Raw genomic sequence first — 22573 nt, forward strand, 5'->3', positions numbered from 1 at the left:
TCATGGGCAACAAGCGCATACTTATTACCGGAGCCTCTGGTCAACTCGGCCAATGCTTAAAAGCGACCGTTCCGGAGTCTCTTGCCGATGATGTACTTTGGGCAGCTCGTAAGGAGTTAGATTTGACCGACACCAATGCAGTTGAAACGCTGTTTGAAACTCATCAATTTGACTATTGCATCAATACAGCAGCCTACACGGCTGTAGATCAAGCAGAATCTGATCGCGATGCCGCCTTTGCGCTTAACGCGGAAGCCGTGGGCCACTTGGCAGTGTGCTGTGAAAAGCACAATACGGTTTTGATCCACCCTTCCACAGATTACGTTTTTGGCGGAATGGCCAATGAACCTTATTCTGAGCAGTATCCCACAGCACCAATTAATGTTTATGGAGCCTCAAAAGAAGCCGGTGAAGTGGCCATAAGAGAAGCATTGGAAGCTCATTTCATTGTGCGCACCTCTTGGCTGTACAGCCCTTATGGGCATAACTTTTACAGATCCATTCGGAAGAAATTAGAAGAAGGAGCGGAATTGACCATCACTACGGATCAAACAGGTACGCCAACCAACGGATTGGATCTGGCTGAATTTTTCTGGATGCTCATCTCGGAAAAGACTTCCGATTACGGCACCTATCATTATAGCAATGAAGGTCAAGCGACTTGGTATGACTTTGCTATGGCGATTGCCTCTGGATTGTCAAAAAAGCGGGAGAATCAAGTTGCCTCAACGGAGCATTATGCTACATTTGCAGCACGTCCTGCCTACAGCGTTTTGAGTAAAGAAAAAATCAAGGAGGTATTTGGCGTGAATCCCCCGAATTGGAAAACCAGTTTGCATCAACTAATCAACCATGACTAAAAGCCGTCATTTAATTGTTTTTGGTACTCGTCCGGAGGCTATAAAAATGGCTCCCTTGGTACACCACGCCTTGCAGCAATCCAATTGGGAGGTTAAGGTTTGTGTCACCGGGCAGCATAGAGAAATGCTGGATCAGGTTTTGGAGTTTTTCAAGATCCAACCGGATTATGACCTCGCGCTTATGCGTCCGAATCAAAACCTTTACACTTTAACGGCAGATATCATTACGAACCTCAAGCCGGTTTTGGAGGAATTCAATCCAGACTATGTATACGTCCATGGAGATACGACTACCTCAACGGCTACTGGAATTGCAGCTTTTTACAGCGGCGCTAAAGTCTGCCATGTAGAAGCTGGACTCAGAACCTTCAACAGACAGTATCCGTTCCCAGAGGAGTTCAACAGAACCTTAACGGGAAAGATCGCGGATTATCATTTTGCGCCTACCCCAACATCCGCAGCCAATTTAAAGCGAGAAAACACTGCCGAAGAAAATATTTGCATCACCGGAAATACGGTGATCGATGCACTGTTCAAAGGTTTAGAGATCGTGGAACAGCCTGATTATTCCAATACGGAGATTGCTAGTTTAGAGCAAATCGTAGACCCGAACAAACGCTTAATTCTCATTACGGGACACCGCCGTGAAAACCATGGAGACGGCTTAGAAGCTATTTGTCGTGCACTGAGTACCATCGCGCAAACCTATCCCGACGCGGAACTCGTCTATCCGGTACATTTGAATCCGAATGTAAAAGGGCCCGTGAATGAATACTTGCAAGGTATTTCTAATATCCACTTGGTAGATCCTTTGGCATATCCGGCTTTTATTTGGCTGATGAAGCGCGCCTATTTGATCATCACCGATAGCGGTGGAATTCAAGAAGAGGCTCCGAGTTTAGGAAAGCCAGTTTTGGTAACGCGTACAACTACCGAGCGACCAGAAGCCGTTGAGGCCGGGACTGTTTTATTAGTGGGTACCGATGTTGACTTGATCGTCAATGAAACCAAGCGTTTGATGGACGATCCGGCACAATATGAAAAGCTGAGCCAGTTGCACAACCCCTATGGTGATGGCAAAGCTTGTGAAAGAATTGTTAGTTTTATGAACCAATTGTAAAGATGGCACATAAACCAAAAGTAGTAATGATGGGACTGGGCTACATTGGCCTGCCCACTGCAGCACTGATCGCCAGTCGTGGACTGGAAGTGATTGGTGTGGATATACATCAGCACGTGGTAGATACCATTAACCGCGGGCAGATACACATTGTAGAACCCGATCTGGACGGTTTGGTACATCACGTAGTGCATAAAGGGCATTTACGCGCAACAACGCAACCTGAAGAAGCCGACGTGTATTTAATTGCCGTTCCTACGCCATTTAAAGGCGATCACGTGCCCGATCTCAGTTTTGTGACCGCCGCTACTGAAAAGATCATTCCAACGCTTAAAAAGGGCGCTCTGGTGATTTTAGAGTCTACTTCACCGGTTGGAACTACAGAAAAAATGCGCGCCTTGATTCACGAGCAACGTCCGGAACTCAATGGCGATGTCTACATGGCCTATTGTCCCGAGCGTGTTTTGCCGGGAAACGTGTTGCACGAACTCAAGCATAACGACCGCGCTATTGGCGGGATTGACGAACAATCCACCCAAAAAGCTATTGCTTTTTACAAACACTTTGTGGTTGGAGACCTGCACCCAACCAATGCCAAGACGGCTGAGATGGTCAAATTGGTAGAAAATGCATCCCGTGATAACCAGATCGCCTTTGCCAATGAGCTTTCCATGATCTGCGATAAGGCAGGGATTGATGTTTGGGAGATGATCGCCTTGGCCAATAAACACCCTAGGGTAAATATTTTACGCCCGGGAACAGGAGTAGGAGGCCATTGTATTGCGGTTGATCCGTGGTTTATCGTCTCTGAATTCCCAGAGGAGAGTAAGATCATTCGCAAATCCCGTGAGGTGAATAATTTCAAGACTGAATGGGTGATTGAAAAAATAAAGAACAAAGCCCTCGCCTTTAAAATTGAGCATAAGCGCGAGCCAGTCATTGCCTGTATGGGCTTGGCTTTTAAGCCAGATATAGACGATTTACGGGAATCTCCGGCACTTTACGTCACCGAGACCTTGATTGAAGAAGGACATCAAGTTTTGCAAGTAGAACCCAACTTGCAAAATGGCCACGGACGTGAGCTCACTGAGCCTACAGATGCTGTAAAGAAAGCCGATATCATAGTGTTTCTTGTGGGGCACAAAGGCTTCCGATCTTTGCAGATTGGAGATAAAAAACAGAAATTAGACTTTGTAGGTATGCTCTAAAAACCAAAAGCACCCGTGTTATTCAATTCATTAGACTTCGCAATTTTCTTTCCAGTATTCTTTGTGCTATACTGGATAGTCGCTAAAAAATTAACGCTTAGAAATGTTTTGATACTCGGAGCCAGTTATCTCTTTTACGGCTGGTGGGATTGGCGCTTTTTGTTCTTGATCATCTTTAGTTCTTTCGTGGACTTCTTTGTGGGTAAAGCTCTTGGTGAAACCGAGAAAAAATCCAAACGGAAAACACTGCTCTTAGTAAGTCTGATCTCCAACTTGGGGCTTTTGGTTTACTTCAAATACGCGAATTTCTTCATTGATTCCTTTGTTCAAAGCTTTCGCTTTTTTGGAGGGGAAATTGAAGCGACTACTTTAGATATTATTTTGCCCGTAGGGATCAGTTTCTACACTTTTCAGACCCTGAGTTATACCATAGATATCTACTACGGGAAGATCAAGCCCACCAAGAATATGCTGGCTTTTTTCTCCTTTGTTGCCTTCTTTCCACAGTTGGTGGCAGGGCCTATTGAACGCGCAAAACACCTTTTGCCGCAGTTCTTTGTAACGCACAAATTCAACTACAAATTTGCGCGTACGGGTTTACTGCTGATGGCTTTTGGGTTGTTTAAAAAAATGGTCATCGCAGATCGTTTAGGCATTTTGGTGAATCAAGTTTACAATGATCCCGAGAGCTATGGTGGAGGCGCATTGGTTGTGGCCACCATTGCCTTTGCGTTTCAGATCTACTGTGATTTTTCTGGCTATAGCGATATTGCAATTGGAGCTGCAAGAACACTTGGTTTTGACCTGATGAAAAACTTTGACGCTCCTTATTTTTCTAAGTCCATTACGGAATTCTGGAGGCGTTGGCACATATCTTTATCGACTTGGTTTAGAGATTATGTATACATCCCGCTTGGAGGAAGCAGAAAGAAAGAACTGCGCGTTTACACCAACTTGTTTATCGTGTTTTTGGTCAGTGGACTTTGGCACGGCGCCGCCATTACTTTTGTGATCTGGGGAGCCATTCACGGTTTGTTCATTGTGGTTGAAAAAGCAATGAGCAATCACGGTCTAAAAGTTTCAAGAAAAGGCCTTTTAGGAACGCTTGTGTTCATTCCTTTGACGTTTGTTATAGCTTCATTCGCTTGGATCTTTTTTAGAGCTAATAGCACGGCGGATGCTCTTTACGTAGCTGGAGGGATTTTTGACTGGTCTGAGCAGACCGATTATTTTGCCTTGGGATTGATACAACCTGAGTTCTACGCGGGACTCATCGCAATTTTATTGCTGCTTGTTTTTGATGCGCTCCACCGCAGATTCAACGCGGTGAAAATCTTGGACAAGATTCCATTTTTCATCAGACCAATACTTTATGTGGTCATCATATTTACGATCTTGATCTTCGGTATTTACGGAGAAGACGGTGTTTCTGAGTTTATTTATTTCCAGTTCTAATGAAGCGCAAAACCGGCATAGGTTTAGCATTTTTCTGCCTCCTAATATTTAGTGGGTGGAGTTATTTGGACCTGGTTTTTGCCAGTGATCATCAGTTTAAGAATACAGCCAACGGATTTTATGAACTGGCAGAGCAAACCAATATTGATGTGCTCTTTTTGGGCAGCTCTCACATCTATACCGCTGTGAATCCGCATATAATAAACAAACACGCGAACACCATTAGTTACAATCTCGGAACCGATGGTATGCGCTTGGAGTTTTCAAATTTGATCCTAAAAGAAGCCTTGAAATACACCGAGCCAAAGTTGGTGGTTATTGAGGTTTTTAGAGGATCTTTGGAACCTGTAATCACGGATGAATCCAAAGGGTTTCAACTCCGCGCACTAGACTTTGCAAGTAATTGGAGTGCGACCAAGTGGCAGCTCACAAAAAACAATTACAACTTCAATGAAATTGCTGGTGTTTATTCACCCTTAGTTCGAAATCACAAAAACTGGCATACAGAATCGTATTTTGATTTAGAAAATGAACAGGATTTTAGCCAGCAGACGGCCTTGTTTTATGACGGTTATTACGGTGCGCGAAAGACTATTTCTGATGGGGACTCAAAGGAATTTGCAGATTTTAGAGTTAAAGAGCGCTCGGTAGATTTATCTCAAAGATTTTTATCAAAAACACATAAGGAAGCTTTGCTGGAGCTGGTAGCACTATCCGAGCGTTATGGTTTTAGTTTGATGATGCAGACTTCCCCAGATCTCAAGGCAGCGAGTGTAAACAATGCATTATACCAGGAACTCGCAGATTTCTGTGAGCAACATGATATTCCCTATTTTGATATGAACAGCGCTGAGGTTTATGCGGCTCTGGATCTAAAGGTAACAGACTTTAAAGATGCATCGCATTTGAACATCCGCGGCAGTGAAAAGACCTCGGCTATGGTGGCTAAATTCATCAAAGAGAATTTTGAGATTTTGGACCGATCTGGAGAAAAGATTTACTTAGACAAAGCCAAAGAATTCTCCGCCAACTTTAGAGGCGACGAGGTATTTGTCTTGGAACAACCTTTTGAAATAAAGGAAGCTCTTACAATTGATTCCCTTGTTATCAAAAGAGCGAAACATGTCTTGAACTTTAAGATCACCTTTAAGGATTCTAGCACTAATTCGGAACGATATAAACTGGGCATTCATTTGTACCCAAAAGAAGGAAAAGAGAACCAATTGCATGAAGAAAGTAAAGCAAAGGGGCGCAATTTTGATATTGGAACTGGCCTTTTAGAGGATACAGGTGCCGCGCTAGAGGTGATGGTTTTTTCTACTATTGATGATTTAGACCGCATTCGTGTTTTCCTCTACGATAGGTCTGGTTACAAAGGCGTGGTGGGTCAGCCTTTAATTTTAAGAGACGTTTTTTGAGTTTTAAACGCTACATACAGGGTTTTGTTTTTCTAGCTGCGTTTGGTGTGTTCTGGGGCTATTTTAATGATGTTTTTAAACAACCGCATCATTTTATCAATACCAATAACGGGTTTAATAATTTGATCTCAGAAGGGGATCCAGACATACTTTTATTTGGCAGTTCTCATGTTTATACGGTTTACAATCCTTTAATCATCAATCAAAAAATCGGTGCGGTAAGCTATAATTTAGGCTCAGCCTCATTGAAACTTTCTGTCAGTAATCTGCTGCTTAAGGAGGTTCTAAGCAAAACCCAGCCCAAGCTAGTAATTCTGGAGTATTGTGATAGCGATATAAAACGTCTTAAGGACAACTCAGAAAAAATTGCTGGTCTGCAACTGCGCGTATTGGATGAATTACCCACATTTTCATGGCCTCGAGGTAACTATTTGTTCAATCATTATAAGGCAGAAGCTTTTTTGGGTGCAATCTCACCAATGTATCGAAATCACGGTCTTTGGCATGAACTAGACTATCTAGATCTTAACAGAAGACGCTATATTGAAGAGGACCGCTTTTATTTTGCGGAAGGTTTTCTAGGGGTGAAGGCAAACGTCACTGAAGAAAAGTACTTAAAGAAATATGCAGATTTTCCCAATAAACAACCAGAGGTGAAATCCACTGAGACCATACTTAAAACAGACAATAAACAGCTGATAATTGACTTTGTAGAAGAAGCCCGTTCGCATGATGTGCAGGTTTTAATCGTTTCTTCGCCTGAACTTAGAGCACCTTATCGGGATTATAAAATTTATCAGGAGTTGGAAGCATTTACAGATAGTTTAGGAGTGGATTATTTGAACCTGAATGATTTTAACAAACAGATGGGCTTGACCATTGACGATTACTATGATGAACAGCATGTTAATATTGGTGGTAGCATTAAGGTCTCCAATTTTTTAGGGGAGTATTTGAACACCAATTTTAATTTTGATGATCGGCGTTCTGATTTGGTCTGGCAACAGCGCGACACCATGTTTAACTATTTCAATTGGGACTACATGGATAAACGAGATCGTCTGTTTAAAACTAAACTCAATGAAACCTTTCTTGAAAACGTGGCTTTAGACTCTGTTCAACTCAAACAGCTAGGGTCTAAAGTTGATTTTTTTATGAAGTTTAATACTGAAATCACAGATCCCCAAGAGCTTCAGAAATACAATATGCTTGTTCGCATTTATCCGGTGGCGGGGCAAGAGGATCTTGTTGCTGAAAGGTTTATAGAGCGGGGTTGGAAATTTGACAAAACAGATGTTAAATTGGAGACTACTACCGATACGATAAGTTTTTCACTGCCAACTAAAATAAGAGGAATAGAAAAGATTGAAATGCTGCTCTATAACAAAGAAAAATATCAGGGAACCGTTGGAAAGCGAATTTTCATTCACGATATAAAATTTGAGTATTAGAACAGCTTTATGCTCATGGTAAAGAAGACCATTTCCATATTGATTTTTTTGACTGCCCTTATTGTGGCATTCAAATTCTTGGATGCTTCGTTTGCCACGAAAAACTACTTCAATAATACTATTGCAGACTTTAACGAACAGATTAATGCTCAACCCCAAGATGTATTAATTTTTGGAAGCTCCCATGCTTTTACCGCCTTCAATCCGGCCGTAATTGATAAACTGAGCAAGACGCATTCTTTTAACCTAGGGTCTGACGGACTAACCTTGCCGTTTACTAAGATGGTAATGCAAAAGGCCTTGAAACAAATGAACCCTTCTTTGGTGATCATTGAGGTATATCCGTCTGCATTAAAGGGACCAATGAACGATCAAAGCCGGGGATATCAACTTCGCGTCTTAGACAAGACATCAAATCTCTCTTTAGAAAAGTTCACCAAAGTGTTGAAATATTATGATTCCAATGAGATTCCTGGAGTGTATTCCACTATGATTAGAAACCATGCAAAGTGGCATGAAATGGATCTTACCGATCTTGAGAATTTAGAAACCATAGAGACGCGCAGCACCTATTACTACAAAGGCTACAGAGGTAGGACCTTGGTAATAGATACTGTTGCAAAACCTTTTTTCAATGACTTTAGAAGTCGCGAAGATTATCTAAAATCAGAGGCGCAAATAGTAGATGAAAAAGCCAATAATGAGCTTATAGATTTAATTCGCTTGGCGAAGTCCAAAGCTCAATATGTATTATTAATCTCAGCTCCGGATCTCAGAGCGAAGTATCATTGGGACAAGAGTTTTTCAGACGCACTTGAGGCAATTGCAGAGCACCATGAGATTAACTATTTGGATTTGAACACCAAGTATGATGAAATGGATCTGAGGGTTGCAGATTTCCGGGATCAGTCGCATTTAAACGTCAAAGGAGCATTCAAAGCTAGTAAGTTCTTGTCAAACTATATCAATGAGAATTATTCATTGAACCCGATAGAATTTGAAGCACATGAAGAGGCGATATACACCAGTTTTTTGGATGATTATATTGAACTCCGAGAGCGATTTTTTAAGACTGCAGTGGATGGAGAATTAACTCAAAATATTGTGCCGGTCTCTTTGGAGGCCATTAAAAAAGGGAAAACAATACATTTTACTTTAGCATTTGATCAAGAGAAAATTGCGCAATCTAAGGCCTTGGATTATAAATTATTGGTTAAATTAATTCCTGTAGAAGCAGAAGAATCTTTGGTTGACCCTAGCTTTTCTAAGCGCGGGTGGAACTATGATAAAGCAGACATTGCGATAACCGAATTAAAAGAACTCAATTTTAGTATCTCGACTAACATTGAAAACTTTGAGCGGATAGAGTTATCGTTGTACAACAAAGAAAAGTATCAAGGAGTAGTCGGAAAACGAATTAAGATCAATGAAATTACATTTGAATAAAATACCAGGTGCATTGGCTGTATTACTGCTGTTAATGATCTGCTCAGCTTGTCAACAAGAAGAAAAATTAATTGCGAGTTATTCGGATAATTTTGACACCAATGACCCTATGTGGAATACCAAACAGATTAGTGACTCGGCACGATTTGTTGTGGTTGATGATCCTAAAGATCCGAACAATAAATGTCTCAAGTTTGGCTTGTTGCCAGAAGATTTCAATGCAGGGAAACGCCGCAATGAACTTGTTTTAAGAGCGGAAGATACCATTGGCTATACGGTGAGTTACTCGTTTAGATTTATGCTGCCCAAAGAATTTTTTAAAGACCGGGCTCAAGACGATTGGATCATGCTCCAGCAATGGCATGATGAGCCGCCAAGAGGCAAAACATGGGCAGAATATGCCGCCAAATCCAAACCTCCCGTCTCTTTGTTCTTAACCGTTGGTCCAGACCAGAAGTGTGTTATGCAGTATACCTACGGACTCAAGGATAAGTATAAGAATGAGAAGAAGTTCATTAAACTCAATCAGGACTTGTTGCCGGACACCTGGTATACGTTCTCCAATGAGATCTACTGGAGTATGGATAGTACGGGCTATTCTATTCCAAAGTTGAACGACAAATACTTAGCACATTACAACAATGCCAAGGCCGATCCGAAGCTAAAAGGACGCAATATGTATAACGACGTCCCGAATTATTATAAAATGGGGCTTTATGGTAATCAACTGACCAACGATACCATTCACGTCTATTATGACGAGTTCAATTACGTTATAGAAAACCGCTAAAGCTTAATATAATTCCAGATTCCGCAGGCCTTCACCAAATTTTCTGAAACCGAACCAAAGTCGTTCAAACAGATGCGCGGCAATTTATAATCGTCGGATTGTGTAGTTACCTGCCCATGCTCAACGGTTACAGCATAGTCGTAATTAGCTGCTTTTACATAGTCGATTTCCCGTTGTGAGTAGTCTCCGTTAGGATAGGCAAATCCACTGATGGTTTTGTCCAAAAGCGTTTCGAGATGTTTCTTAGAATCCGCAATCTCAGCGGCCGACTCCTCGTCCGGTAATTGGGTCAAGATCGGGTGGAAGCAGGTGTGGGATTCAAAACTGATGAGTCCGGTTTGCTCCATGTCTTGCATTTCTGCTAAGGTCAAAGCTTGTCGCTCCGGATAGTTTTTCTGTTTATCATAGCCTACAGCCGCCAATTTTTCAAGCATCTCTGCATTTGGAAGACTCTTGATGGCTTCCATTTGGGGCTTGGGCAAAGGGTAATTGCTCCAAAAATGCCGTTGGGTGTTGACAATATCACTGCAGGCATAAATGGTTGTTGGGGCTTGAAGCTCCACTATACTATCAACGAGGTCAAAATTTTGCTTGTGGCCGTCGTCAAAGGTAATTACCGCTGCATATTTGGGTAGCTTATGCAATTTTCCGCCCTTCTTAGCGCGAATTACCTCTTCCATGCCTACAAAGTTGTAACGAACATTTAACGCGTGTAAAAAGGCGTTAAAATCGCTTGGCGCAGGGTCGTGAAAAATAAAAATGGTCACGGAGTTGCGCTGTTTGAGATAACGCCGCAAGCGTACGATTCCACTCAGCAGTAAAAACTGAACAATGATATTTTTACCAATACGCTTCAAAGTCAATGTATTTTTTGAGTTCAGCTTTGTCAGCTTCGAGTTGTTTCAAGTAATGCACATCCAAATCATTCGCTGTATTTACGGCAGCCGATTTGGTGTTCGAATCTTTTATAAAACGGACAATTTTTAAACGGAGCGCTGGAGGAACCAAAGCCTTTACAACAGCTCTAAAACCTTTGTTTTTCTCTTTGTCAAAAAGAACCTTGTTCACACTTTTAAATCGGGCATTGGCCGTTGGATTAGCCACGAATGTTTCAATAGGATGTCCTTGCTCTATGTTTAAGAATGAAAACAACTCCTCAAGCACAGCATCAGGTTCTTTGGCCAAACGCTCAAAGACGATCAATTTGATATTCTCCTTAGGGAAAATACTGTAGAGTTTTGCCACCTTTTCAGCATACAAGCTGCGGTCCATATATTCAGCATCTTTGGACAGCGCCTCGTTGATATCCGCGGAGTCCTCCTTAGCCAATTGTGACAAGAATTTGTAAGCCGACTGAATCCGCGATACCGGTTCACGCAACAGCAGAATCATTTTAGCCTCTGGATTGTATTCGGCAATGCGTTTTAAGGCGTCAGGATTTTCTATATAGTCTACACATCCGCTTATTCGAATAGGTTCATTAGAACAATTAAAACGCTGTTCCAAAATCGCTGGCCCTTGCTGGAACAACTCCGCTTCAATGAAAAAAGGATAATCCTTGAGAAAGATCTCACCACATACCTGCGGATGCTGGATCAACCATTCGTAGATAGAAGTGGTTCCGGCTTTTTGAACCCCGATAACAAAAGCATTTACCTTCATTTTTTAAACAAACTCAGCGGATTGAAAACTAAGACTATCTTGAAGTATTTCCAAACCAGATAGGCTCCGGCGAAATTCCAAAAGGCCATTCCTGCAATACTACTAATTGCCGCTCCGTAATATCCTAAAGGTTTGATCAGAATAAAATTCAAGGCCAGATTGATCAAAAATGCCACAAAAACCAAGTTTTGAAACACCTTTTGTTTTCCTGTCATTTGGAATACTACCCCTACAGGTCCGCAAAAGGAGTTAGAGAATTGACCGATACAGAGAATCATTAATAATGTAGTTCCCGCTATGAACTCCTCGCCAAATAGGCCTAGAATGAATTCCCTCAATATCACTAATCCGGCCACAATGATCACTGATGATATAAAGTTGATCTTAATGGTCATTTGGATCAATTTGTCAAAAACCGCCATGTTTTTTTCTTTGTAACTCAAGGCAATTTTGGGCGCGAGAATACTGTTCAAGGCATGCAGGGTAAAACTCACTAAAGCCGCCAAGGTAAAAGCCACGTTGTAAATACCAACCTCTTCAGAAGTTCTGTAAACCCCCAAAAAGATGGTGTCGGTCCAACTCAGCAATAAAATTGTAGCTAAAGAAAACATTAACGGATAGGATTCTATTAGATAAGTCTTGGTTTTTATTTCTGATGCAGCAGCAACTCCGTTAAAGGATTGGAACAGGCTAAAAAAGGAATATACCATTAATACTCCAAGGCCAGCTGTATGAGCAATAATGGGCATGTAAGGATCCTTAAACCCAAGCAGGTAATAGCAGATTAGTAAACCCAAAAAGGCAAAAATGAAACGACCGCCACTAGTCAAAAAACTGAACTGCTTGATTTTTTTAAGTCCTCTAAGCGCTCCTGCGTTGAGGTGAATAAGAGTCCAAAGCGGTAGGGCTATGAATCCGTAGATCACGTACTTAGGCTCTTCAATATTTAACCAATCCGCTACGGTGTCTTTGAGTAATATTCCCAACAAGCAAAGTGATATTGAAACTATTGCAGACAAGGATACCACCTTCAGATAGATGTGTTTGGCCACTTCAATCCGATGTGAAGCAAAGGTCTTGACCAAGTTGATATCAAAACCAAAACGCGGAAGCAAGGATCCAATAATAAAGACAGAAAAGCTTAGCGCAACAAAGCCATTCACCACGGCACCGTAGGTGTTAGAGATAAAAAGTGTAAACCCGTATCCTGCTAATAGTCCAATAGCACGAATTAAGAAAAAGGAGCTGCCTTTACGCACCAATTCAATGATATCGCCGTCTTTAGAGAAACCCTGTAAAAGCTTTGAGAACACTCCTGACCTGTTTAGTTAGTTGGATGGTTTTTTACCGCGATGGTTGCGCGGAAATTTGTCAAAAGTACTCAAATTTGTCGCAGCAATGATTTGCCTGGCTATTTTAGAAATCCTGAGGCAAATGACTACATTTGGGCAGACAAAGCTAAAATGTTGTGTGCGGAAAACAACCTTTCGCTAAAAACTGCATCTAGTAAGCAATTAAGCAGCTACTCGAGACAAATTTGAACCAGTTGATCACCTTTTACAATCGCTTTTTGAACGATACTGTATTGCAGTGGTTGCTCTTGGGCTCTATGGCCTCTCTGCCGTTGAACTTATTTGTCAATAATTTATTATTCACCATTTTCTTCATCGCCTTTGTATTGAAGATCTTATTGAACGATCCCAAAGGTCTCTTGCGCACTTTAAGGCAACATTGGGTCCCAATACTGCTGCTAATGAGTCCGTTGCTCGTTGCGTCCGTAGGATGTATCTATACTTCAGATTTACAGGGAGGATTGAAAGATCTTGGCCGTTTAGTACCGCTAGCATTGATCATTCCAGCAGTTTTTCATAGTCCAGAATTTTATAAGAACTCGACCAGAAAATTGGGGTATGCGCTCGCTTTAGGGTCGCTTATGGCAGCTTTGCTTTGCTGGGGATTGTCTATCGGTCCAGTATTAGCTGATGGTAATGGACTCGCAGATCTATTCAGCCAAAAATACGCCTACCACGAACTCTCCGGGCGTATTGATATACACACCCCTTATTTGGGCATGTTCACAGCTATTTCCATTTTCTTTTTGCTCAGAGAATCTTTTAAGATCAACACTTTAAGAAAACGATTTGTTTATAGCCTATGGATGGCTGTATTGTTGATTTTCTTATTCAACTTGCTCGCTCGAACAGCTATTTTAACCTTGGTAATTGGAAGCTTCTTTTTCCTGCTACACCAAAGAAAATATCTATTGATAGTCTTAGGTGTTTTGATTCTGAGTGGCGCCGGAACACTTGCCTATTGGCAAGATCACAATTTCCTAAGGGATCGGCTCTTTAATAGTTTGAACGTATTTGAACAGACCACGATATTTAGCAAAAAAGACGATCGATTCACACGCTGGGAAGCTTCTGTATCGGTATTCAAACAATTCCCCATATTGGGACCAGGAACTGCTGCGGAAGACAGCTATCGCAAGGCCGCCTATTACGAGAATTTAGACAGCAAAGCCTACAATGATAACTACAATGCGCACAACCAGTTTTTGGAGTACTTAAGCACCTATGGTCTGTTGGGTGGAATCTGTTTTGTTTTATTGCTGATATTCCTCCTTAGAGCAGCTTTGGGAGATCCCTTTAGGGTCTATCTCGTCTTTGCTTTTATCCTTGCTGGTCTCACTGAATCCATATTGGAGCGGTCATGGGGGGTATCCTTATATTTACTCATTATCATGATTGTGTGTTCCCATAAATTCCTTGCTCATGAGAGGCCTTAGCATAATATTGTTGGCCTTAGTTGTAGGCTGCACCGGAATTCGCAAACAACGCCAAGTCGTGGCGGTTGAGGCTCCATTGTATGCTTTTGATTTAACTTCCGAAGTTGTCGGTTCACAACAATCAGTGAGCTTCAATACTGATGGAGCAAGCTTTGGGTTGGAAAATACGCCATCATATCTAGTTCTGGATTCGCTTCCGACTGTTCAAGAGGATTTCAACCTGTCTTTTTGGTTGCGCTCCACCTCAGAAAAAGGTGATTACACCCAAACCTATCTCCGAGCGTACAATTCAGAGGATAGGCAAGTAAATATAAATCTGGGTATTGGTGGTTTCCGATTAACTGGAAACTTGAATTCAAATACTTTCAGCGCAAAGAATTTTGCTCAAGGTAATGCAGCATCCCGCCAGTACTATGATTTGCCACGTTTAGAAGTGGGTAAGTTCTATTTTGTTTCCGTGAATAAGACAGGGGGTACAGTTGAGATCTATGTTAATGCCGAACGCTACCAAGATTTTGATTTCGATTCCGATACGAAACTTCAATTCGATCGGATTTTGCTCGGAGTCCTAAATACCTCCGGAGATTATGTAAATCAATTTACTGGAAACATCAGGAATTTGCAGGTGTTTGCAAAGACCTTGTCGCCTGATGAGATCTATTCTTTGAGTGTTAAGACCTATCCAGAAATAAAGGCTTTTAACGATGCTTTTGAATTGAGTAAATTTAACCTCGACAATTGAGCAAGAAAATAGACATATACACCAAACTTTTTGGGCTGATTTTAACCCTAATGGCCCTTAAATTCTTGTTTTCATACTTGAACGTAGAATTGGGGTGGTGGTTGCGAAACTTATTCCCTAACTATCTAAAATTCAACCCACTGGGGCTGCCTAAAAACACCTCAGAGATGATTGAATTTGCTCTTTTGCCAGCCATGGTTTCCTATCTGGCTTTGAGCTACCGTTCTTTAGGGGTTCTGCGCCTTCCCTTGCTTTTGATCGGGGTGATGTTGGGACTCAACCTCATCACTATGTTCACCACAGAACAAGACTTTTTAGGATCCATTAAGTATACACTAAAGATCGCAGCGCCTATCTTCTTTTTCTGTGTTTTAGTGGTGCATTATAAACGAACGGGAAATAGCATGGAAGGCTTACTCAAAAAGGCCCTAGTGTTTTTTAGCGTGCTGATTGTCATTGCTTTATTGATCTTTAATGAGAGTTTTAATCGCGGTGCCTACCGATTGCCGGTTTATTTTTCTGGTTTGCACACCCACAGTTATGTCTTGACTATTTGCTTTGTGGTAGCCTCTTATTTTTTACGTAAAAATATCTTTGTTCTTATAGGGTTCTTCGGATTGAGTTTTGCTTTCCTGGCCTTAGGTTATGGCGTTAGAACCATTATGGTTTTTTACCTGCTGTATATTGCCGTTGCTCTTTATTTAAGGGACGATTTTATCAAGAACGCCTATGTTAGGCTGGTGGTCTTGGCACCGGTATTGGCCTTAGTGGTCATACCGAGTCTTCAAGGTTTCGATTTTGACCGATTCTCATCAGGTCGCCTCACGATGTACACCAAGAAGTTCGAAATTTTAAAAGATTACACCTTTACGGAATACCTCTTTGGACGGGGCCGGGGAGCGGATTACGTGAGAACTACAGAATGGTGGTATGACACCAAAGGATCACACAATGATTATCTGACCTTTTTTGTAGAAAATGGAGCGATCTATCTGCTGGTATTTATTCTGCTGATTCTCTCGTTTTTGTTTTTAGTAAGACGCAGTCACATCATATTCGTGGTGCTCATTGTGGGCTATCTACTGACCTCAGCCATCAGCAATGGCTTTGCGGTACGAGCTTTGGCTAGCTATTGGCTCTTCACCTTTTTAGCGTTCATTTATGTTCAACACCTAAAAGGCAAGTTCTCCTTTGGCTAAAAAGATCGCTTTTATAGGACCTCTACCGCCGCCAGTTGGTGGTGTAGCCTTGGCCAATATACGAGCACAAGAGATCGTGCAGCGTCTGGCACCAAAGCATGAAATCATTACTTTGGACAACTCCAAGAAAAGCATCAACGCAGATCTCTACAAACGCAAAGGTCTGAGCGAGATGGGCCACTTTATTAAGAACATTGGGAAGTTTCTCGGATTCATTTTTAAGAATCGAATCGCCGTTGCTAATGTTTTTGTAGTGCCTAATATTTCCTTTGTACGTGAAGCGGTTTATATCTTACTGCTCAAATTAAAACCCGGGCAGTTGGTGGTGCATTTGCATGCCAAGACCAGTGGAGATTTGTTTTTAAGCGGTTTTAAACTCAAGCTTTTTACTAAGATCGTGGGCTTGGGAGATGTTGTTTTTGTACTGTCAGAGAAACATCACCGTCAGTTTTATGCAAAGTATATAAAGCCAGAAAAACTGGTGGTTCTCGAAAATTTTGTCACCTACAGTGATTTTGACAATCAGATCAGTCAAAAAGAGCACAAGTTCCTTTACGTAGGGCGACTGTCTGAAAAAAAGGGCTTTAAAACTCTTGTAGAGGCAGTAGCTTTAGCAAAAGACGAGCTCAGTGGCTTGACCATTGAGGTACTTGGCGCCTTTGAGAATGCGGCATTTGAACAAGAGATGAATCAAATGATTCAGGATCATCAACTGTCACAATTTCGATTTCACGGCCCCCAGATGGGACAGGAGAAATTTGAGCAATTTAAGCGTTGTTCGGTGTTTGTGTTCCCTTCGTATTTTGAAAACTCTCCTATCGTACTAAAAGAAGCGATCGCAGCTAAAATGGCTATCTTGTCTTCAGACATCCAAGAGAATCAGAATTTATTGGAAGACTTTGACAATAAGGTCTTATTTAAGGCTCAAGACGCTGAAGACCTGTCGAAAAAACTCATCCATTGCTTCAAGGATAAGGCGAGTATTAATGCCATGATGCAGGCTTCAGAAAAAATCAAAAACTACGACGTAACTGAGGCAGAAAGAATTATCGCCAACAGCTTGAACCTGGATTCCTAAGCCAGACGATTTCGTTTATGGAAAAGACCAACAACAAAACAAATACAGCTGCTACAGTGCTAAAGCGCTGGGCGCCAGTTGTTGTAATGTTGAGTTTTTTGGCGGTGGAATTCTATTCCAAATTCTTGCGGTATTCCGCTGCATCAAGTGACCTACAAAAAGGCTTTAAAGGCATTGTTTTGATTGCCATGCTACTCGGTTTATTGCTGAATTTTAAATCCAACAAACGCCTTATTTTGTTGCTCTGCGCACTATTTGGAATCTTTTTAGCGGGTCAGTTCACTTTGGACCCCGCTTTCTCTTATGCCAATTGGTTAACTCTTGGCCGTTTTGTGTTGCCTTTAGTGTTCTTCGGATTTTTTGCCAGTTACCCGACAGATAAGGACGGCTTGCATAGCTTTTTCAAACTCTTTGAGTGGTTCTTTGTGCTGAATTTGCTGTTTGTTTTAGTCGGAATGGCTGCTGATTGGTATGTAGTTCATACCTATATGGGAGACCGTTTTGGATACAATGGTTTTTTAGTGACTTCTTCAACAGCTTCTTATGCCTTTTTTGCCGCCCTTGGATACTATTATTTTCATTATGGAATAGCGGCGCTGAGGCAATGGCGTTTTTGGATAGTTGTGGTGGGAAGCGCCTTAGCCGGTACAAAAAGTCTATACCTTGGAATGGTTCTTTTTGGGCTTTTGATATTATTTGATCATTACAAGAAGTATTGGAAATTCCTATTGCCAGTCGGTTTACTTTGCTTGATTGGAGCCCTGTATATTTTACTCTATCAGGTTCCAGAGTTTGCTCAGATCAGAGAACAAGAAGGCTTTTGGTCTGCCTTACTTTCCTATCGCGATCAGTTATTGGTCACTCAAACCTTGCCTTATGTCACGGACAATTGGCAGTGGAGCAACTACCTTTTTGGAGGTGTTTCGGATTTCTCCCTGCGTTCGCAACTCGATTTAATCGACCTTTTCTTTTTCTGGGGAATCTTTGGCGGGCTGATCTATCTTTTTACGTATTTGAAGACTTATTTTGATTTCAAGCTCACTTGGCCCCAGTTGGCCTATTTTTTAATCCTCGGGCTTATGGTTCTATTTGCGGGGAACTTTTTTATCTACACCAGTGTGCCGCTGTTTTTGTTGTCGATCAAATTAGCCATCAAACAAGCTCAAGGGTAAAAATTCCATAATTGGCTTATTTAAAATTCTTTACTAACTTGAAGGGACTAATCCTTCAAGAGTGCAAGTATGGCCAAACGAATCACACTAGTTGACCTTAACAACTTCTCCTATTACCCAACTATTTCTATGGGTTTGGTGGCTCGATACATTCGTGACGCTGGTTTTGATCTGGAGTTTATAAGTCCTTTGAGCAACGGCATTAAATATCGCGAAAGGGAAAAAGTTGAAACTAAGTTTGACTACTATAAAACCCGTTTGATTTTTAGTCAGCGCAAGTCAGTTCGATGGGCGATTGAACTTGCTCAGAAGTTGCCTTATATCAGAGAGCGATTTATGAACAAAAGCCGCTTGTCCAACTTTGTCATTGAGCGTTTGGATCCAAACACAGACTTGCTGCTAATCTCAACGTATACAGAGAACTTCAGCATTTGTGAAAAGGTGGTTAAAGAAGCTACAAGGCAAGGGATTCCAGTGATTGTCGGGGGCCCTGCCTTTAATTTACAGTCTCATGTAGATCAGTTTTTAAGCATAGATGGCGTGGAGTTTGTCGTCGGTAGTGAGATAGATGATTATCTGGGCAAACTACTTCATGATTATTTTCAAGGAGAGGACATCTACAAATATCCCGGGGTGTATTCCCGAGAAAAATCCGCAGTAAGCAACGCATATATCTTCAAACATCTGGAACAATTACCAGTTCCCGATTACCATGATTTTCCTTGGGACAAATACCCAAACAGAATCATACCCTATATGACCGGTCGCGGTTGCAGTTGGGGCAAATGCAACTTTTGCAGCGATGTGGTTTTGGTCAACGGGCGTTCCTATCGCTCGCAATCTTCACAGAAGGTTTTGGCAGATCTCAAGGCTCTTAGTGAGCAGGTCAACACCAATATCTTTGCCTTTACAGATCTAAAAATGAACTCCAATGTAGAGGTTTGGAATAGTGTGATTGATGGACTTCCTCAAATTGTAGATGATCCGATCTGGTTCTGTTCTGTTCACGTTGATAACAGGAAGCGCAATGGCTTGGACGGAGCTACTTTAATGAAGGCCAAAAAGGCCGGTTTGACTCGAATTTCCTTTGGTTTGGAAACGGCCTCACAGCGGCTGTTAGACGATATGCAAAAAGGAACCACTGTAGCGCGACTGGATCAGTTTGTCAATGATGTGCACGCAGCGGGGATCAGTCTAAGGGCAACCATGTTTATCGGTTATCGAGACGAGAAGGCCTCAGACTTAAAGCAAACCCTAGAATTTCTGGAGAAGAATGCACACTGCTTTGAGCGGATCAAATTGTGTCGCTTCCAAATGTATGATCAGACGCCAATTATTGATGAACTTACGGCTGAGGAGCGCAAGCAAGTCTATGCTCGACAGATCAATCATCTATACCGTTCGCGCGCTTATTTGAAATACAAGAAAGGGATCATCAAGGTCGTGCACCAGATCAATTCCAAGAAGCTTAATGAAGATGCTCGAGCCTTTGATGGCGTGATGTAAATAAACGCTTCAAAACCCTAGTTTGAGTAGGGTTTTACCTGCAGTTTTTAGAAGGCATAGAACTCCTCGAAATTTATGCCTGCCAGCTGGTGCTGATTTCGTATTTTTGCCGGCGAGCCCTCAATTGAACTGCATGACTGCCAGAAAAATCCACATGCTAAATACCCAGATTCACAATCTGGACATGGAGCAGACCCTTGCCCTAGTGGATCAGGCCATTGCAGATCGCAAGCAAATACATCACGTTGCCGTTAACGCCGGAAAGATCGTCAAGATGCAGTCCGACCCTGAGCTGCGTGAGAGTGTTAATAATTCCGATTTGATCAACGCAGATGGCCAGGCCGTGATCTGGGCGTCTAAATTCCTAAAGCAGCCTTTAAAAGAGCGCGTAGCAGGGATTGATCTTATGGGGAAACTTGTGGAGCTCGCCCATCAGAAGAACTACAAGATCTATCTCTTTGGAGCTAAAGAGGAGGTGGTGAGTAAAGTGGTGTCTATTTACAAAGAGAAATACGGCGAGGATCTGGTTGCCGGATACCGAAACGGCTATTTCTCTAAGCAAGACGAGCCGCAAATTGCCGCGGATATCGCTGCCAGTGGAGCGCAGATTTTGTTTGTAGCTATTACATCTCCCATCAAGGAGAACTTCCTGTATCAGAACCGTGAAGCCCTAGCTGCGGTGAATATGATCATGGGCGTTGGTGGTAGTTTTGACGTAGTTGCTGGAGTGACCAAACGCGCACCGTTGTGGATGCAGAATTCTGGCCTGGAATGGTTCTACAGATTCTTGCAAGAACCCGGCCGTATGTGGAAACGTTATTTGGTGGGCAATTTTAAGTTTATTGTATTAGTTTTGACCGAGAAATTCAGGGGAAAACCCGAAAAAAAATAAAAGAGCAAATGAAGATAGCTGTAATTGGAACAGGATACGTTGGATTGGTGACCGGAACCTGCTTGGCAGAGACTGGCAACGACGTTTTTTGCGTGGATATCGATGTGGATAAAGTAAATCGTATGCGCAACGGAGAAGTTCCTATCTACGAACCGCATTTGGATGTAATTTTTGACAGAAATATTAAAGCCGGACGTCTGCGTTTCACTACTGAACTCAGTGAAGGTCTAGACCACGCAGATATAGTGTTCTTGGCATTGCCAACACCAGAAGATGAAGATGGTTCTGCAGACCTTTCTTATGTGCTCCGCGTGGCAGAAGACATTGGAAAGCAACTAAAAACCTATAAGATCATTGTAGATAAGAGTACAGTACCTGTGGGAACGGCTGATTTAGTAGAACAGACCATCTCTGCCCAAACAGATGTTCCATTTGCCGTGGTTTCTAACCCGGAATTCTTACGCGAAGGTTTCGCTGTAGATGATTTCATGAAGCCAGAACGTATCGTTATTGGTGCTACCGATGAAAAAGCGATCAAAGAGATGCAACGCTTGTACGCGCCATTTGTTCGATCCGGCAATCCGATCATTGTAATGGATGAAAAATCCGCAGAGCTTACTAAATACGCTGCAAACTCATTCTTAGCTACTAAGATCACCTTTATGAACGAGGTAGCAAATTACTGCGAGCTTGTAGGTGCTGATGTAGATAAGGTGCGTGCCGGAATGGGATCTGACTCTCGTATCGGAAACCGCTTTTTATTCCCTGGAATCGGGTACGGAGGATCTTGCTTTCCTAAGGACGTAAAGGCCCTACATAAGGCTGGGAAGGATGCTGGATACAACTTTGAGATCTTGGATGCCGTAATTGGAGTGAACGACGCTCAAAAGGTGTCTATGGTGCCTAAGATTAAAAGATACTTCAAAGATCAAGTTGCTGGAAAGCATTTTGCTTTTTGGGGATTGGCTTTCAAACCAGAAACGGACGATATCCGAGAAGCACCGTCACTTTATATGATCGATGCGCTTTTGGAATTGGGAGCAACCATTACCGCCTTTGACCCAGAGGCTATGCCAAATGTGAAGGCTAAGGTGGGAGATAAGATCAAATTTGCAAACTCTATGTACGAGGCTACTGAGAATGCGGATGCTTTGATCATCAACACCGAATGGAGCATTTTTAGAACTCCAAACCTCAATACACTTAAAGATAATCTGAATCACCCTGTAATCTTTGACGGGCGTAATTTGTATGACGTGAATGAAATGGCTATTGAAGGATTTCACTATATTTCGGTGGGCCGAAAAGAAATCAGTTAATGACCAAACGCGTATTAATCACTGGTGCCGCCGGATTTTTAGGTTCTCACCTGTGTGATCGCTTTATAGCAGAAGGCTTTAGAGTGGTTGCCATGGATAACTTAATCACGGGCGATCTCAAAAACATCGAGCACCTTTTTGGAAAGGAGCGCTTTGAGTTTTACCACCACGATGTGACCACTTTTGTACATGTGGCGGGCCGCTTGGATTATATACTGCACTTTGCCTCTCCGGCCAGTCCAATCGACTATTTAAAGATCCCTATCCAGACCTTAAAAGTAGGTTCTTTGGGCACGCACAATTTGCTCGGATTGGCTAAGGAGAAAAAGGCTCGAATCCTCATTGCTTCTACCAGTGAGGTTTATGGCGATCCTTTGGTGCATCCGCAGAGTGAAGATTACTACGGAAATGTAAATACCATTGGGCCAAGAGGGGTTTATGACGAGGCCAAACGCTTTCAGGAGTCC

At 42.2% G+C, this 22573-nt stretch carries 20 protein-coding genes; 17 read left to right on the forward strand and 3 right to left on the reverse strand.

From position 1 onward, the window contains the following. Nucleotides 1–2: 2 nt before the first annotated feature. Genes rfbD through ACSLP7_RS06960 form a run of 8 tightly spaced genes read left to right on the forward strand, consistent with a single transcriptional unit; the run spans nucleotide 3 to nucleotide 9748 of the window. Nucleotides 3–860 (forward strand): dTDP-4-dehydrorhamnose reductase, encoded by an 858-nt coding sequence (gene rfbD, locus ACSLP7_RS06925; protein WP_435578622.1) that lies wholly within the window; start codon nucleotides 3–5, stop codon nucleotides 858–860. Beyond that, nucleotides 853–1980 (forward strand): non-hydrolyzing UDP-N-acetylglucosamine 2-epimerase, encoded by a 1128-nt coding sequence (gene wecB, locus ACSLP7_RS06930; RefSeq protein ID WP_435578623.1) that lies wholly within the window; start codon nucleotides 853–855, stop codon nucleotides 1978–1980. Before rfbD ends, wecB begins: the two co-directional genes overlap by 8 nt. Nucleotides 1981–1982: 2 nt before the next feature. Beyond that, nucleotides 1983–3188, forward strand: coding sequence for a UDP-N-acetyl-D-mannosamine dehydrogenase (wecC, locus tag ACSLP7_RS06935; RefSeq protein WP_435578624.1), 1206 nt, complete (start codon nucleotides 1983–1985; stop codon nucleotides 3186–3188). Between the two features lie 15 nt (nucleotides 3189–3203). After that, a complete protein-coding gene (locus ACSLP7_RS06940) occupies nucleotides 3204–4643 on the forward strand; it encodes an MBOAT family O-acyltransferase (RefSeq protein WP_435578625.1) in 1440 nt (479 codons plus the stop codon). Further along, nucleotides 4643–6061, forward strand: coding sequence for a hypothetical protein (locus ACSLP7_RS06945; RefSeq protein ID WP_435578626.1), 1419 nt, complete (start codon nucleotides 4643–4645; stop codon nucleotides 6059–6061). The genes ACSLP7_RS06940 and ACSLP7_RS06945 overlap by 1 nt, the downstream gene beginning before the upstream one ends. Beyond that, nucleotides 6058–7512: a hypothetical protein gene (locus ACSLP7_RS06950; protein ID WP_435578627.1), complete on the forward strand. Its 1455-nt coding sequence runs from the start codon at nucleotides 6058–6060 to the stop codon at nucleotides 7510–7512. Before ACSLP7_RS06945 ends, ACSLP7_RS06950 begins: the two co-directional genes overlap by 4 nt. 9 nt (nucleotides 7513–7521) lie before the next feature. Further along, nucleotides 7522–8958, forward strand: coding sequence for a hypothetical protein (locus ACSLP7_RS06955; protein ID WP_435578628.1), 1437 nt, complete (start codon nucleotides 7522–7524; stop codon nucleotides 8956–8958). A 13-nt stretch (nucleotides 8959–8971) separates the two neighbouring features. After that, complete coding sequence (locus ACSLP7_RS06960) at nucleotides 8972–9748, forward strand: heparin lyase I family protein (RefSeq protein ID WP_435578629.1); 777 nt, start codon at nucleotides 8972–8974, stop codon at nucleotides 9746–9748. On the opposite strand, the gene ACSLP7_RS06965 is transcribed toward ACSLP7_RS06960, so the two are convergent. Genes ACSLP7_RS06965 through ACSLP7_RS06975 form a run of 3 tightly spaced genes read right to left on the reverse strand, consistent with a single transcriptional unit; the run spans nucleotide 9745 to nucleotide 12723 of the window. After that, the gene (locus tag ACSLP7_RS06965; protein WP_435578630.1) at nucleotides 9745–10605 is read right to left on the reverse strand and encodes a polysaccharide deacetylase family protein; all 861 of its coding nucleotides are present in this window, start codon (nucleotides 10603–10605) and stop codon (nucleotides 9745–9747) included. The two genes, ACSLP7_RS06960 and ACSLP7_RS06965, sit on opposite strands and share 4 nt — an antisense overlap. Further along, nucleotides 10589–11410, reverse strand: a complete 822-nt coding sequence (locus ACSLP7_RS06970) for a sulfotransferase family protein (RefSeq protein WP_435578631.1) — start codon at nucleotides 11408–11410, stop codon at nucleotides 10589–10591. The genes ACSLP7_RS06965 and ACSLP7_RS06970 overlap by 17 nt, the downstream gene beginning before the upstream one ends. After that, nucleotides 11407–12723: an MATE family efflux transporter gene (locus ACSLP7_RS06975; protein WP_435578632.1), complete on the reverse strand. Its 1317-nt coding sequence runs from the start codon at nucleotides 12721–12723 to the stop codon at nucleotides 11407–11409. The genes ACSLP7_RS06970 and ACSLP7_RS06975 overlap by 4 nt, the downstream gene beginning before the upstream one ends. Nucleotides 12724–12956: 233 nt before the next feature. Between ACSLP7_RS06975 and ACSLP7_RS06980 the strand changes: the two genes are divergently transcribed. From ACSLP7_RS06980 to ACSLP7_RS07020, 9 genes are all read left to right on the forward strand, one after another. After that, on the forward strand, nucleotides 12957–14198 hold the full coding sequence (locus tag ACSLP7_RS06980) for an O-antigen ligase family protein (protein ID WP_435578633.1): 1242 nt from the start codon (nucleotides 12957–12959) through the stop codon (nucleotides 14196–14198). 10 nt (nucleotides 14199–14208) lie between these two features. After that, nucleotides 14209–14940, forward strand: a complete 732-nt coding sequence (locus ACSLP7_RS06985; protein ID WP_435578634.1) for a LamG-like jellyroll fold domain-containing protein — start codon at nucleotides 14209–14211, stop codon at nucleotides 14938–14940. After that, nucleotides 14937–16139, forward strand: coding sequence for a hypothetical protein (locus ACSLP7_RS06990; RefSeq protein ID WP_435578635.1), 1203 nt, complete (start codon nucleotides 14937–14939; stop codon nucleotides 16137–16139). Before ACSLP7_RS06985 ends, ACSLP7_RS06990 begins: the two co-directional genes overlap by 4 nt. Continuing rightward, nucleotides 16132–17217, forward strand: coding sequence for a glycosyltransferase family 4 protein (locus tag ACSLP7_RS06995; RefSeq protein ID WP_435578636.1), 1086 nt, complete (start codon nucleotides 16132–16134; stop codon nucleotides 17215–17217). Before ACSLP7_RS06990 ends, ACSLP7_RS06995 begins: the two co-directional genes overlap by 8 nt. A gap of 17 nt (nucleotides 17218–17234) precedes the next feature. Continuing rightward, nucleotides 17235–18389 carry a hypothetical protein gene (locus tag ACSLP7_RS07000; RefSeq protein WP_435578637.1) on the forward strand — a complete coding sequence of 385 codons (1155 nt, stop codon included), beginning with the start codon at nucleotides 17235–17237 and terminating at the stop codon, nucleotides 18387–18389. Between the two features lie 69 nt (nucleotides 18390–18458). Continuing rightward, nucleotides 18459–19895, forward strand: coding sequence for a B12-binding domain-containing radical SAM protein (locus tag ACSLP7_RS07005; RefSeq protein WP_435578638.1), 1437 nt, complete (start codon nucleotides 18459–18461; stop codon nucleotides 19893–19895). A 133-nt stretch (nucleotides 19896–20028) separates the two neighbouring features. Next, nucleotides 20029–20787, forward strand: coding sequence for a WecB/TagA/CpsF family glycosyltransferase (locus tag ACSLP7_RS07010; RefSeq protein WP_435578639.1), 759 nt, complete (start codon nucleotides 20029–20031; stop codon nucleotides 20785–20787). 8 nt (nucleotides 20788–20795) lie between these two features. Then, complete coding sequence (locus tag ACSLP7_RS07015; RefSeq protein ID WP_435578640.1) at nucleotides 20796–22106, forward strand: UDP-glucose dehydrogenase family protein; 1311 nt, start codon at nucleotides 20796–20798, stop codon at nucleotides 22104–22106. Continuing rightward, the coding region (locus ACSLP7_RS07020; RefSeq protein WP_435578641.1) for a GDP-mannose 4,6-dehydratase at nucleotides 22106–22573 on the forward strand (468 nt) is incomplete at its 3' end. The genes ACSLP7_RS07015 and ACSLP7_RS07020, both read left to right, overlap by 1 nt.

The organism is Gilvibacter sp., assembly GCF_965601605.1.
GTDB lineage: Bacteria > Bacteroidota > Bacteroidia > Flavobacteriales > Flavobacteriaceae > Gilvibacter.

What these genes read in the sequence shown, in the direction of transcription:
- ACSLP7_RS06955 (WP_435578628.1), top strand. Translation starts at nt 7,522, where the DNA reads ATGCTCATGGTAAAGAAGACCATTTCCATATTGATTTTTTTGACTGCC.
- wecC (WP_435578624.1), top strand. Translation starts at nt 1,983, where the DNA reads ATGGCACATAAACCAAAAGTAGTAATGATGGGACTGGGCTACATTGGC.
- ACSLP7_RS07015 (WP_435578640.1), top strand. Translation starts at nt 20,796, where the DNA reads ATGAAGATAGCTGTAATTGGAACAGGATACGTTGGATTGGTGACCGGA.
- ACSLP7_RS07010 (WP_435578639.1), top strand. Translation starts at nt 20,029, where the DNA reads ATGACTGCCAGAAAAATCCACATGCTAAATACCCAGATTCACAATCTG.
- ACSLP7_RS06970 (WP_435578631.1), bottom strand. Translation starts at nt 11,410, where the DNA reads ATGAAGGTAAATGCTTTTGTTATCGGGGTTCAAAAAGCCGGAACCACT.
- ACSLP7_RS07005 (WP_435578638.1), top strand. Translation starts at nt 18,459, where the DNA reads ATGGCCAAACGAATCACACTAGTTGACCTTAACAACTTCTCCTATTAC.
- rfbD (WP_435578622.1), top strand. Translation starts at nt 3, where the DNA reads ATGGGCAACAAGCGCATACTTATTACCGGAGCCTCTGGTCAACTCGGC.
- wecB (WP_435578623.1), top strand. Translation starts at nt 853, where the DNA reads ATGACTAAAAGCCGTCATTTAATTGTTTTTGGTACTCGTCCGGAGGCT.
- ACSLP7_RS06945 (WP_435578626.1), top strand. Translation starts at nt 4,643, where the DNA reads ATGAAGCGCAAAACCGGCATAGGTTTAGCATTTTTCTGCCTCCTAATA.
- ACSLP7_RS07000 (WP_435578637.1), top strand. Translation starts at nt 17,235, where the DNA reads ATGGAAAAGACCAACAACAAAACAAATACAGCTGCTACAGTGCTAAAG.